Source organism: Myxococcales bacterium (genome assembly GCA_012517325.1).
GTDB lineage: Bacteria > Lernaellota > Lernaellaia > Lernaellales > Lernaellaceae > JAAYVF01.
Map to the genome: position 1 here is coordinate 1 of JAAYVF010000097.1, position 12,903 is coordinate 12,903.

Genomic DNA, 12,903 nt, shown 5'->3' on the forward strand with positions numbered 1-12,903 from the left:
AAAGCCCGATGCAAAACGGAAAATCGAAAGGGAACAACCAACTGGACGTGGGTCTATCAGGCCTCGGCTCCGAACTCTACGTAACCAAGGGGACATTTTTGCTGCACAGTTGAGGGGACATATTGCCTAAGTATAAACACCGGCTTCCAGCTCACCGGCGATCCGGCGCGCCTTGGCCTGGTTTTGCGTCCACAGCGAGGCGCCCAAGCCGTATGGCGAGGCGTTCGCGAGACGGACGGCTTCCGCGTCGGTCTCGACGACGAGCACCGGCGCGACCGGGCCGAAGGTTTCCTCGGCCGCGACCGGCATTTCGGGGCGGACCTGGGTCAACAGGGTGACCGGATAAAAATAGCCGCGCCCGGCGGGGATTTCGCCGCCCAGTTCAAGCCGCGCGCCGGCGGTCACCGAACGCGTGATCTGGTCGTGCAGCAGAAAACGCAAATCGCCCCGCGCCAACGGGCCGATCGCGGTTGTCTCGTCCAGCGGATCGCCCACCTTCAGTTGCCGCAATTGCGCCTTGAACAGCTGCAGGAACGGTTTGGCGACGGTTTCCAAAACGATGAATCGCTTGGCGGCGATGCAGCTCTGGCCGGCGTTGATCGTCCGCGCCTGCGCACCCGCCGCGGCGGCCCGTTCGAGGTCCGCGTCGTCCAGGACGATGAACGGATCGCTGCCCCCCAACTCCAGCACTGATTTTTTCAAGGCCGCGCCGGCCGCGGCGGCCACGCGACGGCCGGCCGTTTCGCTGCCGGTCAGCGTCACCGCGGCGACCGCCGGATGGGCGATCAGCGTTTCGGCCGTGGCGGCGGAAATGAGCAGGTTGGTGAAAACGCCGTCCGGAAAACGGCAATCCCGAAACAGGTCCTCGATCGCCATCGCGCATTGGGGCACGTTGGAGGCATGTTTGAGCAACGCCGCGTTGCCGGCCAGCAGCGCCGGCGCCGCGAACCGGAAGATCTGCCAGAACGGGAAATTCCACGGCATGATCGCCAGGACAATACCCAGCGGGTCGTAACGGACGTAACTTTCGGCGGCATCGGTCGCGACCGCCCGCGTTGGCAGGAATTCCGCCCCGTGCGCGGCGTAGAATTCGCAGACCCAGGCGCACTTTTCGATTTCGGCCCGCGCTTGCGCGATCGGCTTGCCCATTTCGAGCGTCATCAGCGCGCCCAACCGTTGGGCGTCCTGGCGCAGCCGCGCGGCCAGGCCCCGCAGCAGGGCGGCGCGCTTGACGAAACCCAGCCCGGCCCAGGCCGGAAACGCCCGTTGGGCGCGCGCCAGCCGTTGCTCGATTTCCGCCGGCGAAAGTTCCGCGAAAGTTCTGATCAACTGGCCGTTGGACGGATTGGTGCTGGCGATGGTCATCGAACCGTTTCCTCTCGAATGAATCGGGAATTAACATAGCACCGTCGGCGCGGAAGAAAACCGACGAAATGGATTTTTTCCGATCTTTCGCCGGCGGAAAATAGTTTGCGCCGGGTCTCTTTTTCAACACGGACGGTTGGTCTAGAATCACCGCCTGATTTTTTGTCTTTCAACAGCGAAGGTGAACCTACATGAATATCGGTCCGAACGATCCGTGCCCGTGCGGGTCGGGAAAAAAGTACAAGAATTGTTGCGCCGGCAAGGTCAAGGTGTTGCCGATCCGGCCGATCCCGCGGATCGTGCCGTCCGACGAACGTTGCGTCATTCCGGCGACGGCGAGCGGTAAGGCTTGCCGCGAGGTTTTTACCCGTTTGTGGAAATGGCTCGACGCCGCGGAAAACCAGGCCGAATGGCGGGAAATCTATCAGGACATCCCCGGATTTCTGGATGAGGATTCGGCCGCCGGCGATCCGGTCGGCGATATCCGGCACGATTGGCTGCTCTTTTTCTATCACGATCGCAACGGCCGGAGTTTTGCCGACAAATTCCTCGGCCAATTCGGGTCCGGGCTGACCGCCGAGGAGCGGGCGATTCTCCTGGCGCTGGCGGCCGAGCCGATCCGCCTGGTCGAATTCCGGGCAATCCGGCCGAATGGCGAGGCCCTGATCAGCGACATTTTTTCCGAAGAGGAATTCACGGTGCGGTTCGAAGGCGAACCGGGCCGGTTCCGCAAGTGGGAGCTGCGGCTGGTCCACCTGTGCGTGTTTGCGGACCGGATCGAATTCCTGGCCTGGGAACCGGTCGATCGTTTGTCGCGCGATGTCGTGCTGGACACCATCGAGGATTATCTCTTCGAGCTCGAAAGCGAGGATCCGCACGCCGATCACGTCGATGCGATTCACGAGTATTTCCCGGAAGTGCTGGCCGCGGTTGCCGATGGTTTTCAGGCCCCGGGCCCCGAGGAAGCGGACGAAGCCGCGCTCGACGGGGATCTGATTCTCTATCAAGCTTACTACCAAATGACCGCGGAAGGTGAAATCCGGCGGCTGCTGGCGGAACAGCGCGATTTTTGCCCGGACGAGGAAACCGAAAACGGCTTTTTATGGCTGGAGCGCCCCAAGGCGAAGGGCGCGAAGAGCGCGGAACCGCGCATCCTGGGCCGTGTCGTTTTCGAGGAGGAGGGACTGATCCTGGAAGCACCGTCGCGCGAGGATCTGGTCAAGGGCAAGAAGATGCTGGACAAGACCTTCGGCGATCGCCTCCGCCATGTCGAGGATTCCGAAATGGACCTCAATGAGCTGTTGCAAGAGGACGGCGCGGAACCCGATTTCGAGGATATGAAGCAGTACCTGGCCTCCTGGGTCGATGCGCCCATGGAGGAATTGGACGGCATGTCGCCGCGCGTCGCCGCCCGCGATCCCGAATTGATCGGCGTTTTGCGGGAATATTTGAAAGACCTCGAATACGCGGCCGAGAACCAATCGGATATCGTCGCCGACATCGAGCGGATTCGCCGGGAATTGAATCTCGCGGAGTAAGCCCGGATAAAAAAACCGCCCGCTTTTTCGGCGGGCGGTTTTTCGTTTAACCATCCGGAAGAATTTATTTCGCGTTCGGGAACGCTTTCTTCACTTCTTCCATCTTCACGCGCTTGCCGGTGTTGTCGGCGTTTTCGTTGCGCATTTTCATCATGGCGAGGGTCTTTTTGGCCACCCACCAACGGGTCAACGAGGTGCCTTCGACGATGTTGTAAACGCCGGCGTCGATGTCGTTGCCCTGGACCTGAATTTTCTCGGAGCCTTCGTTCTTGTAGGTGACTTTCACGACCTTCATCTCTTTGAAGCAGAAGATTTTGAATTCTTTGGCCTGCTTTTCGGGCACGTTGTTCAGAATTTCCTGCTCGTCATAGCTGAAATAGTCGAAATCGCCCTTTTTCAACATGATCTTGTTGGCGCCGTCCATGATCTCGTAGCCGCCTTCAACCGGTTTGCCGGTGACGGTCTTGCCTTCGACCTTCATTGTGAAGGAGTGCATCGGCTGGTTGGTCGAACGGACGAATTCCATTTCGACGGTCTTGTTGCCTTTTTTCTCGAACAGGGTGCGGGTGGTTTTGATCGCCGTGGTGCCGTCGACGGTCACCTTGGTGTTTACGTCGTGCTGCCAGCCGGTCGCTTCGCCGGCCTTGTTGCTGTACAGCCACCACCAATTGCCGCCGTCCAGTTCCGAGAGCGGGCCCGCGAACGCCAGGGTGGCAAAACCCAAAACCATCGCGAACGCCATTACCATCGTCAATTTGGACAAACGCATGAATTTCCTCCTTCTTGCTTTTGTGTTGTCGGTACGGATAACAGGTACCGCAAGTTTTTCGGAAAGAGCCAATAGACTAATCGTTTTCACCGTAATTTCAACATCCCTCGGCGACGAGGGCGAGTCGACCTAATTTCCGCCCCCTGGCGGGTTCAAACCCTCGATCAATCCCGGCACCTGCGCCGCACCTTCCGGCACGGCGATGCTCGAACCGGCGAAATCCTTGCCGATCGGCTCGGCGCGGCCGCCCAGGCATCCGGCGAGAAACAGTTCGGTCACCGCGAAAAACGACAGCCGGTTTTCCGGCCGGGCGAAACCGTGTCCTTCATCCGAATAGAGCACGTAGGTCACCGGGATATTGCTCAGCTTCATCGCCTTGACGATCTGGTCCGACTCCGCCTGCTTGACGCGCGGGTCGTTGGCGCCCTGGCCGATCAAAAGCGGCCGGCGGATCTGGTCGGCATGCGTCAGCGGCGAACGCGACGCGAGAAAGAGCACGCCTTCGTCGGTGCGCGGATCACCGACGCGCGTGTAGAAAACGTCGAGCATCGGCTTCCAGTAGGGTGGGATCGATTCCAGCAGCGTCTCCAGGTTGGACGGCCCGACGATGTCGACGCCGCAGGCGAACGCCTCGGGAGTCAGGGTCATACCCGCCAATGTGGCGTAACCGCCGTAACTGCCGCCCATGATCGCGACCTTGGCCGGATCGGCGATGCCCGCCTGGACGGCCCAGGCTACGGCGTCCATGAGGTCGGTCTGCATCTTGCCGCCCCATTCCTTGTTGCCCGCGTTGATGAAGTTCTTCCCGAATCCCGTCGAACCGCGGAAGTTTACGTCCAGCACCGCGTAACCGCGATTCGCCAGCCATTGGTGCATGGAGTTCAGACCCCACGACGTGCGCGACCAGGGGCCGCCGTGAACGTACAACACCAGCGGCAGCGGCGCCGCCGGCCGGGCGTCGCCGTCCGGGTCCGATTCTTGCGGCAGCGTCAGGTAGCTGACCAGCGACAGGCCGTCGCGCGCCGGAATGCTGACCGGATGCATCTTGACCAGCGGCAGATGTTCCAGGGCTTGCAGATTGGTAAAGAGAAATTTCGCCCGGCGGGCGCGATGATCGTAAAGGTAATAGCGCACCGGCCCGTCGTCCTTGACGTACGCCACGATCCAGCGGGCGTCGTCGACGGTGCGGTCGGTTACTTCCACGTCGCCGTCGTCGAGGCCGCGCAGGTATTCCAGGTCGGGGGCGATGGCCTGGTCCAGAGTCCGCCAGTGCTTGCGCTCGAAATTCGCGGCGACGGCCTGTACGGTTTTCTCGGTGGGATGGACCAGCGCGTCGCTGATGTCGGCGCGCGGATCCTCGGCCAGCAATTTCCGTTCGCCCGAGGCGACGTTCTGCCAGTACAACGCGGCGGTGTCGCGCTGGCGGCTGTCGAGCAGGTAAATGCCCGCGGTGGTTTTGTCGAAGCCGACCAGGTGGGTGGTCATCGCGTCGTCCGCCCCGATTTGCAGATACGGCTGCCACTGGCCGTCATCGGCCAATTTCAGGTATTCGAGTCCGCCGTCGGGGGTGATGCGGTCGGCGAAGCGGATGCGGTAATCGTCGTCGGTGACGAAATCGGCGAAACCGGGGTTTTGCATCGCCAGGGACAATTCGCCGGTCAGCAGATCGACGCGGTAGAGGTCGTGATATTCCGGCACGCGATTGTTGAGCGCGATCAGGATCGACGTCGGGAATTTCGGGCTGACGGCCTGGATGTCCGCGCGCACGCCGGGGTAGGGCGTCAGGTCGCGGTCGGAACCGTCGCGCAGATCCACGACGTGGACGCGCCAGTTTTCGTCGCCGTCCTTGTCTTGCAGATAGAGAACGTGCTCGTTGGTGTAGGCCCAGAAATAGTTGCGGATGCCGCGCTTTTTATCGCTCGTCACCGGCTTGGCCGTCGTGAAATCGTCGGCCGGACCGACCCAGACGTTCAGCACGCCGTCCACCGGCGCCAAAAAGCTGATCTTTTGCCCGTCGGCGCTGAGTTGCACGCCGGCGCGATCCGGGTTGCCGAACAACACCTGCCGCGGAATCAGCGGCGGGATGACCGGTTTGGCGGCGATCGCCGGAACGACCGGGGCCGTTTTCGCGGCCGCGCAGCCGAAGGCCGCCACGGCAAGAAGGAGCAACGAGAGCCAAAAAATGATCCGCCGGCCATGACGGCCCGAAAGCAAAGACATCGGCAAACCTCCGCCTGATTCAATGCAGGGTTAGATCAAGGGAAACAACCAGAAGTTAAACCCGTCGCGCCCGAAGCGCAACTTTGGGGATCGGAAGCGACCGGAGTGAGCGGCCGGTTCTTACTCGGGAATCACGGTCGATTCGGTGATCGCCAGGGCGCCGTTGACCCAAGCCTCGACGGTATAAGTTCCGGGGGCAAGGCCGGCGATCCGAGTGGCGACATCGAACGGGCATTCGCACCAGCAGGGTTCGGGAGTATATTCCACCTCGTCCAACCGGATGACATTGCCCGATATTTCCAGGGTGACATCGACGCGTTCCAGGCAGCAGTTGAAAACCGCGTTGACGTGCGTCACGGTCAGAATGCCGCCCTCGTAGCTGAAGACGAGATCCTGCGGCCAGTCCTCTTTGCCGGCTCCCGATCCGTCCTTACAAGAGCCGGTTTGCGTGTCGACGATCGAGGGGCCTTGCGTATCGTCATCGCCGTTGTCGTCATCGCTCTGATTGTCGTCATTGTCGTCGTCAGCGGCGGTGCCGCTGTCGTCATTGTCATCATTGTCGTCATCGTCGCCGCAGGAGAAGACAAACCAACCGATCGCGCCGACCAGCAGGGTCAGGATCAATAAAAAAGATTTTTTATCCATGGTCATCCTCCTGAAGAACGAAACCCTGTTCCTATCAATACTACTTTTTAATCGAAAAACCAATATTCCGGTTCCGGCGCGGCCGTGATAATTTGGCCGGGAGCCAAACGGAAACGAGGAGCCATGCCGCGCCTGATCATGCACCTGGATATGGATGCGTTTTTCGCCGCCATTGAGCAGCGCGATCATCCGGAATACCGCGGCAAGCCGGTCGTGGTCGGCGCGCAGCCGGGCGGGCGCGGCGTCGTCGCGACGTGTTCCTACGAGGCGCGGCGCTACGGCATCCATTCGGCGATGCCGATTTCGCAAGCTTACAAACGTTGCCCGCAGGCCATTTTCGTCACCCCCGACCATCACCGATACGTCGACGTTTCGCGGCAAGTGATGACGCTGCTCGAAACCATTTCGCCGCTGGTCGAACCGATTTCCATCGACGAGGCGTTCGTCGATATCACGGGGCTGGAAAAATTGTTCGGCTCGCCGGCGGACATCGGCCGCCACGCCAAGGAACTGATCCGCCGCGAAACCGAACTAACGGCCTCGGTGGGCATCGGCCCGAACCGGCTGATCGCCAAGATCGGCTCGGACCACCGGAAGCCCGACGGCTTGACCGTGGTCGCGCCGGAAGAGGTGTTGGATTTCCTGGCGCCGCTGCCGGTTTCGCGCTTGCGCGGCGTCGGCCCGCGCGCGCTCAAGGAATTGCAGCAACTGGGCATCCGCACCGTCGGCCAATTGCGCGCCTGGCCGCCGGCGGCGCTGGCCGAACGGTTCGGCGAACGGTGGGCCGCGGAGTTGCACGCGCAATCCCGCGGCATCGCCTCGGCGGAAATCGGCGGCGAGGAACAACGCAAACAGGTGTCGAAGGAAACCACGTTCATGGCCGACGTCGACGAGCCGGCGATCATCCGCGACACCCTGCTGGAGTTGTCCACCGGGGTGGGTCGCGCGGCGCGCGGTGAGGAGCTTTGCGGCCGGGTGGTGACCTTGAAAATCCGCCTGGAAGGATTCGAAACGCATACGCGGCAAACGCGGCTGGATCACGCGACCAACAGCGATCGGCGCATCTTCGCCGCCGCGATGAAGCTGTTCGCCGCGAGCGGTTTTGCCGGGCGGAAAATTCGCCTGCTCGGCGTCGGCCTTTCCGATTGGGAAAGTGCGCCGTGCCGGCAACTCGATCTGGATTTTGTCGCCGATACCAAAGAAGCGAAGTTGTTCGCCGCGGTGGATCGGCTGACCGATCGTTTCGGGCGCGGCGTCATCGGCCTGGGCGGCGCCGGATTGAAAAAGCCTTCGCGCGAGGAATGAACGACCCCTTAAAAAGGAAGCGGGGGTGCGGGACCAAAAACCACACCCCCCTTTGAGGAAGAAGCCTTTGTCTATCTCACCATTGACCTTCGCAGGTCAACAGAACGAAACCGCGAACCAACCTTTATCAAAGGTGGCGAAAAAACATTTCGATTTGATAACAACCCCGTCGATGAGAAGATGCTAGCCGAGTTTCGAAATCGATGTCAATCAATTCCTGGCGAGGCGATGTTTTTTTCGGCGATCGTTCGGCCGGTGGTCGGAGATGCATTTAAAATTGTAACTATCGGTAATGGAAGAATAATAGTCGCATAAGAAAAAATGTAAGGAATGCCCTGGCATCCCTTTTTCGCTTGAATTATTAGGAATTTACTCGGCCAGGGAATTCCTGATTTGCGCTACCCAATTCCGGATGCGAACCGGGGATTGTTCGGGCTGATTGTCCTGATCCAGCGCCAGTCCGACGAAGCGGCCACCGCTCACGGCATCCGAGGCCATAAAGCCGAAACCTTCGGTCGAAAATTTCCCGATGATCGTTGCCCCGCGAGCCAACAGGCGGTCATAGAGATAGCCCATGGTGTTCAGAAATTTATCGGGGTATTCCTTTTGATCGCCGAGACCGAATAAGGCGAATTTGGTGTCGTAGCGCTCCGGATTATCCAGCTTGGCCAGGAAATCCTTCCATTCTTCCACTTCCCCGATATCCCACGTGGATGTCCCCAGGATAACCAGGTCGTAGTCGTCCAGATCTACTCGGTCGACTTCATTGATGTCCTGCACGATGGCATTTCTTCCGAATTCGGATCGAATCGCCTCGGCTATTTCCCTGGTATTGCCGGTGATCGAGCCGAAGAAAACGCCGATGTTTTTCATCTGGCTTCTCCTTTTTTTAAAAGCGGTTTCATTCCCATGAACAACGCCATTTCAAGAAGTTCCCGTGTCGCTGTTTATAATATAGGTGCGGCCGTTTAGCCGGTCAAGCATTGGAGTTGATAAAACATTGTAATATCAATATATTACAGATATTGAGAATGAGTATAAATATTGCTTTTGAATATTTCCCAAAATCCCGGAAGGCTGAATATTTTTGAATCGGTATTGAAAAACCGCTGGAATATTTTTTCAAAATCAAATTAATTCGATGAAGATTCAAGATGTTACAAAATAATGAGGAATGATGTTGCAAAAGCATTTTTCTTGAATAGAATGGGCGCACAATTCATTGAATTGAGGAATCAATGCCAAAAAAACCGTTTGAGCAACTTGCCGCGCGGCAAAAGCAGAAAATTTATAAAATCAGCCTCGAGTTGCTGGCCAATAACGGCTATGACCGGACCAGCATCAAGATGATCACCAAGCGGCTGAAAGTCGCCGACGGCTATCTGCATTATTACTTTTATGGCAAGGAAGACCTGGTCAAATGGGCCTTGGAAAACGGGCTGGATAGTTGGATGGATCACTTCCGAGTCCATGTCGAGCAACGGCATCCGAAAGACTTGTACGAGTTGTATAAATATTCGATCGCGCAGATGATCCGTTTCACGCGGACGCACCACGATCTTTTCGCCGCCTATATGCGGTTGGTGGACGAACCCCATACCGCATTGGCCAAATACCTGTACGAAAAAATCTCCTGGATCGATAAATTGTACATCAAGGCCATCGAGGACGAGATGGAAAAGGGCACCCTGCGAAGCGACGTGCCCGCGCCGTTGATCGCCGCGATTCTCGATGTGATCAACACCCGTTTTCAGGAGTATTGTTACAACCCTGGGCTCGACCCCATCGGGGTGTCGAAAATGGACGATTCCCAGGTGAACGAGCTGACGGATAAAGTGCTGTCGATCCTGCGACACGGTCTGAATCCGCAACCGGCCGGCTGAAATTTTCTTTTGATCCGGCAAGCGGCGGGTCAGATCGAAAAACTCGCCTGGCCCGCGGTAAAAAATCGTCCGACCCTTGACTTGTCTCTTTAATTCAATATATTTGCAATGCCTACCATAAAGGTAGGGATTGTTTTGCAAAGGAAAGGCCTGCCGGGAATGGAATCGATTTATCTGGATCACAATGCCACCACACCGGTCGATCCGCTGGTTCTCGAAGCAATGTTGCCCTACCTTCAGGGCTCGTTTGGAAATGCCAGCAGCATTCACAGCTTCGGCCAGGCGGCGCACAAAGGCGTGGAAGGAGCGCGTGAAAAAGTCGCGCATTATCTCGGCTGCGAACCCAAGGAAGTGATCTTCACCTCCGGGGCGACCGAAAGCGACAACCACGTGCTCGTCGGCGTCTCCGAAGCCATGAAGAAGAAGGGCAAACACCTCATCGTCAGCGCGATCGAGCATCCGGCGATCCTCAGCACGGCCGAGCGGCTCGAAAAAATGGGCTACGAGGTCACGCGGGTCGGCGTCGATTCGCGGGGTGTCGTTTCGCCCGAAGCCGTGCGCGCGGCCTTGCGCGACGATACGATTCTGGTTTCGATCATGTACGCCAACAACGAGACCGGCGCGATTCAGCCGATTGCCGACATCGGCCGGATCGTCAAGGAGCGCGGCATTCTTTTTCACACTGATGCCGTGCAAGCCGCGGGGAAACTCTTGTTGCGGGTCGACGACCTGGGCGTGGATTTCATGAGCCTGTCCGGCCATAAAATTTACGGACCGAAGGGCATCGGAGTGCTGTACATCCGGCGCGGTTCGTTCATCCGGCCGTTGCTGACCGGCGGCCACCACGAATTCAATCGGCGGGCCGGCACCGAAAACGTGCCGGGGATCGTCGGCTTCGGCAAGGCGTTCGAACTGGCGCATGAACGGATGGCGACCGACGGGCCGCGGATCGGGGCGTTGCGCGATCGCCTGCAAAAACGATTGCTGGAGACGGTGCCGAACATCTATCTGACCGCCGCCGACGCGCCGCGCGTTCCCAATACCTTGCACGCGCTCTTCCATTTCGTGGAAGGCGAGGGCCTGCTGCTGAAATTGACGATGCTGCACGGCATCGCCGTCAGCACGGGGAGCGCCTGCACCTCCGGCACCCTGGAACCCAGCCACGTTCTGGCGGCCATGGGCATCAACAAGCAACTCGGCAACAGCGGCGTGCGCATTTCGTTGGGCCGGAGCAACACCGAGGCGGAAATCGATAAAACCGCCGAAGCGCTCGCCAAGGAAATCGCCGGCTTGCGTAACATGAGCCCGTTGTTCGAGGCTTATCGGCGCGGCCGGATGAGCGACACGGATCGCGCTGTCTACGACACCTGGGTGACGCGTCCGGCGCCGAACGTCGGCGGCTGACGGAGCGAGCATGGCGCTGAAAATCTCCACCAAGGGGCGCTACGGCCTGCGGGCGTTGATCGATCTGGTGATGAACAGCACGGGAAAACCGGTGCTGCTGGCCGATATCGCCCGGCGTCAGGGGCTCAGTAAGCGATACCTGGAGCGGCTGTTCACCCAGATGCGGTCGGCCGGCATCATCCGCAGCGTGCGCGGCGCGGCGGGGGGATACCTGCTGAACCGTCCCGAGCAGGAGATTCTGATTTCCGAGGTCATCGAAGCGTTGGAAGGGCCGATTCGCGCGGTCGAGTGCGCGAAAAATCCGAGCCGGTGCGCCCGCGCGGCCGGTTGCGCGACGTTGGAAATCTGGCAGATGGTGGGCGAAGCCATCAAGGAAAAACTGAATGGCATTACGTTGGCCGATTTACACAAACGGCAGCTTGAAAAGGGCTGCTCAACCACCGAGATGTATTACATCTAGCGCCGGCGACGGACGGCGCGCGGGGATCGAGAGGCGGCGATGTACACGGATAAGGTAATGGATCATTTCGGCAACCCGCGCAACGTGGGCGTGATCGAAAACGCGGACGGCATCGGCGAGGAAGGCAATCCCGTTTGCGGCGACATGATGACGTTCTATATCAAGGTGGAAGACGGCCGCCTGAAGGACGTGCGCTTTCAAACCTTCGGTTGCGGCGCGGCGATCGCCGTTTCAAGCATGGTCAGCACCATGGCGATCGGCAAGACGCTGGCCGAGGCGATGCAAATCACCCGCAACGACGTCGCGAAGGAACTCGGCGGATTGCCGGCGCAGAAAATGCATTGCTCCAACCTCGGCGCGGACGCCTTGCACAAGGCCATTCAAAATTACCTGGATAAAAACGCCGCGGCCGACGCGACGGTAAAAATCCCGGAGAAGAGCCGCGAGGATATCTACGCCGAGCGGTTCGGCGGCCCGCTGCCGCAAGCGGCGCCGACCGCGCTGCCAACGGTAAAAAGCAAGGGTTGCTCGGCGAAAGAGGGCTTTGCCTGCTGTCCGTTCTGCGACGCGGAAATCCCGAAGGACAGCCCGATTTGCGAGCCGTGCGGCAAGGAACTGGCCCATTGCCCGAAATGCGGCGCCATCATGCCCAAAGGCGCGCACGACTGCCCGACCTGCGGTTTCGAAATGAACTGATTTCGTGCCGCCGAATATTCGCATTGAATAATCGTCCGCGGACGTTTTCCTTTTCCAAGAAGCTGCTTGACCGGCATCGGGAATCCCCCTAAACTACCGTGTCCTTAAAATGGTCAGAATCACTGAGGAAAGGAGCAGCCGGATCGTGCGTACCCTGCTGACGACCTTGTTATGCCTGGCTCTGCTCGCCAGCCCGCTCGTGGGCTATGCGCAGGAAAGTTCCTTCACCTTCGACGAAGACAACGACCGTTGGCTCAGTAACGCGGCGATCGAGCCGGGGCGCGGCCGGACGCTGGCCTTGGCGACGATGATGGGAACGGTGACCGGCCTGATCTTCAGCGGATTGGTTCTGACTTTCTACTGGAACCCGGAAGCCGACGTCAATTTCGACACGGTATTCATCGTTACGACGATCTGCGGCACCGCGGGCGGCGTCGTGCTCGGCATGACCTTGCCCGTGTCCACCTCGAAACTCGATGCCGCGGCCAGCATCAAATTCGACAAAATGCCCGAATGGAACATGCAAGCGCCGCGGGTTTCGATGATCTCCGAAACCCTGCCGCAGGGCATCAATCGCATCTGGCACACCAATCTCCTCGGATTCAGCTTTTAAGGCGA

At 59.2% G+C, this 12,903-nt stretch carries 12 protein-coding genes; 7 read left to right on the forward strand and 5 right to left on the reverse strand.

Going from position 1 to position 12,903, the window contains the following annotated elements:
- Window positions 1-126 precede the first annotated feature (126 nt).
- Window positions 127-1,365: an aldehyde dehydrogenase family protein gene (locus tag GX444_17030; protein ID NLH50286.1), complete on the reverse strand. Its 1,239-nt coding sequence runs from the start codon at window positions 1,363-1,365 to the stop codon at window positions 127-129.
- A 191-nt stretch (window positions 1,366-1,556) separates the two neighbouring features.
- Here GX444_17030 and GX444_17035 point away from each other — a divergent pair, with 191 nt between their 5' ends.
- On the forward strand, window positions 1,557-2,903 hold the full coding sequence (locus GX444_17035) for a hypothetical protein (GenBank protein NLH50287.1): 1,347 nt from the start codon (window positions 1,557-1,559) through the stop codon (window positions 2,901-2,903).
- Between the two features lie 64 nt (window positions 2,904-2,967).
- Here the strand turns inward: GX444_17035 and GX444_17040 are convergent, their stop codons facing one another.
- The 3 genes from GX444_17040 to GX444_17050 all read right to left on the reverse strand — a co-directional run bounded on the left by GX444_17040 (window position 2,968) and on the right by GX444_17050 (window position 6,537).
- Entirely contained in the window at window positions 2,968-3,672 is a 705-nt protein-coding gene (locus GX444_17040; GenBank protein ID NLH50288.1) for a hypothetical protein, read from the reverse strand.
- Between the two features lie 129 nt (window positions 3,673-3,801).
- Window positions 3,802-5,892, reverse strand: a complete 2,091-nt coding sequence (locus GX444_17045) for a S9 family peptidase (protein NLH50289.1) — start codon at window positions 5,890-5,892, stop codon at window positions 3,802-3,804.
- Window positions 5,893-6,012: 120 nt separating this feature from the next.
- Window positions 6,013-6,537 carry a hypothetical protein gene (locus GX444_17050; GenBank protein NLH50290.1) on the reverse strand — a complete coding sequence of 175 codons (525 nt, stop codon included), beginning with the start codon at window positions 6,535-6,537 and terminating at the stop codon, window positions 6,013-6,015.
- Between the two features lie 123 nt (window positions 6,538-6,660).
- Here GX444_17050 and dinB point away from each other — a divergent pair, with 123 nt between their 5' ends.
- Window positions 6,661-7,842 carry a DNA polymerase IV gene (dinB, locus tag GX444_17055; protein ID NLH50291.1) on the forward strand — a complete coding sequence of 394 codons (1,182 nt, stop codon included), beginning with the start codon at window positions 6,661-6,663 and terminating at the stop codon, window positions 7,840-7,842.
- A 369-nt stretch (window positions 7,843-8,211) separates the two neighbouring features.
- Here the strand turns inward: dinB and GX444_17060 are convergent, their stop codons facing one another.
- On the reverse strand, window positions 8,212-8,715 hold the full coding sequence (locus tag GX444_17060; GenBank protein ID NLH50292.1) for a flavodoxin: 504 nt from the start codon (window positions 8,713-8,715) through the stop codon (window positions 8,212-8,214).
- A gap of 365 nt (window positions 8,716-9,080) precedes the next feature.
- Between GX444_17060 and GX444_17065 the strand changes: the two genes are divergently transcribed.
- From GX444_17065 to GX444_17085, 5 genes are all read left to right on the forward strand, one after another.
- Window positions 9,081-9,725, forward strand: coding sequence for a TetR/AcrR family transcriptional regulator (locus GX444_17065; GenBank protein NLH50293.1), 645 nt, complete (start codon window positions 9,081-9,083; stop codon window positions 9,723-9,725).
- Window positions 9,726-9,884: 159 nt separating this feature from the next.
- Complete coding sequence (locus tag GX444_17070; GenBank protein ID NLH50294.1) at window positions 9,885-11,129, forward strand: cysteine desulfurase; 1,245 nt, start codon at window positions 9,885-9,887, stop codon at window positions 11,127-11,129.
- A gap of 10 nt (window positions 11,130-11,139) precedes the next feature.
- Window positions 11,140-11,589 (forward strand): Rrf2 family transcriptional regulator, encoded by a 450-nt coding sequence (locus GX444_17075; GenBank protein NLH50295.1) that lies wholly within the window; start codon window positions 11,140-11,142, stop codon window positions 11,587-11,589.
- Between the two features lie 39 nt (window positions 11,590-11,628).
- A complete protein-coding gene (gene nifU / locus GX444_17080; GenBank protein NLH50296.1) occupies window positions 11,629-12,285 on the forward strand; it encodes a Fe-S cluster assembly scaffold protein NifU in 657 nt (218 codons plus the stop codon).
- A 145-nt stretch (window positions 12,286-12,430) separates the two neighbouring features.
- Window positions 12,431-12,898, forward strand: a complete 468-nt coding sequence (locus GX444_17085; protein NLH50297.1) for a hypothetical protein — start codon at window positions 12,431-12,433, stop codon at window positions 12,896-12,898.
- Window positions 12,899-12,903 lie beyond the last annotated feature (5 nt).

Excerpts from the sequence above, each read along its gene's own strand:
- GX444_17035 (NLH50287.1), top strand. The coding sequence starts at position 1,557 with ATGAATATCGGTCCGAACGATCCGTGCCCGTGCGGGTCGGGAAAAAAG.
- nifU (NLH50296.1), top strand. The coding sequence starts at position 11,629 with ATGTACACGGATAAGGTAATGGATCATTTCGGCAACCCGCGCAACGTG.
- GX444_17075 (NLH50295.1), top strand. The coding sequence starts at position 11,140 with ATGGCGCTGAAAATCTCCACCAAGGGGCGCTACGGCCTGCGGGCGTTG.
- GX444_17045 (NLH50289.1), bottom strand. The coding sequence starts at position 5,892 with ATGTCTTTGCTTTCGGGCCGTCATGGCCGGCGGATCATTTTTTGGCTC.
- GX444_17065 (NLH50293.1), top strand. The coding sequence starts at position 9,081 with ATGCCAAAAAAACCGTTTGAGCAACTTGCCGCGCGGCAAAAGCAGAAA.
- GX444_17060 (NLH50292.1), bottom strand. The coding sequence starts at position 8,715 with ATGAAAAACATCGGCGTTTTCTTCGGCTCGATCACCGGCAATACCAGG.
- GX444_17070 (NLH50294.1), top strand. The coding sequence starts at position 9,885 with ATGGAATCGATTTATCTGGATCACAATGCCACCACACCGGTCGATCCG.
- GX444_17050 (NLH50290.1), bottom strand. The coding sequence starts at position 6,537 with ATGGATAAAAAATCTTTTTTATTGATCCTGACCCTGCTGGTCGGCGCG.
- dinB (NLH50291.1), top strand. The coding sequence starts at position 6,661 with ATGCCGCGCCTGATCATGCACCTGGATATGGATGCGTTTTTCGCCGCC.
- GX444_17030 (NLH50286.1), bottom strand. The coding sequence starts at position 1,365 with ATGACCATCGCCAGCACCAATCCGTCCAACGGCCAGTTGATCAGAACT.
- GX444_17040 (NLH50288.1), bottom strand. The coding sequence starts at position 3,672 with ATGCGTTTGTCCAAATTGACGATGGTAATGGCGTTCGCGATGGTTTTG.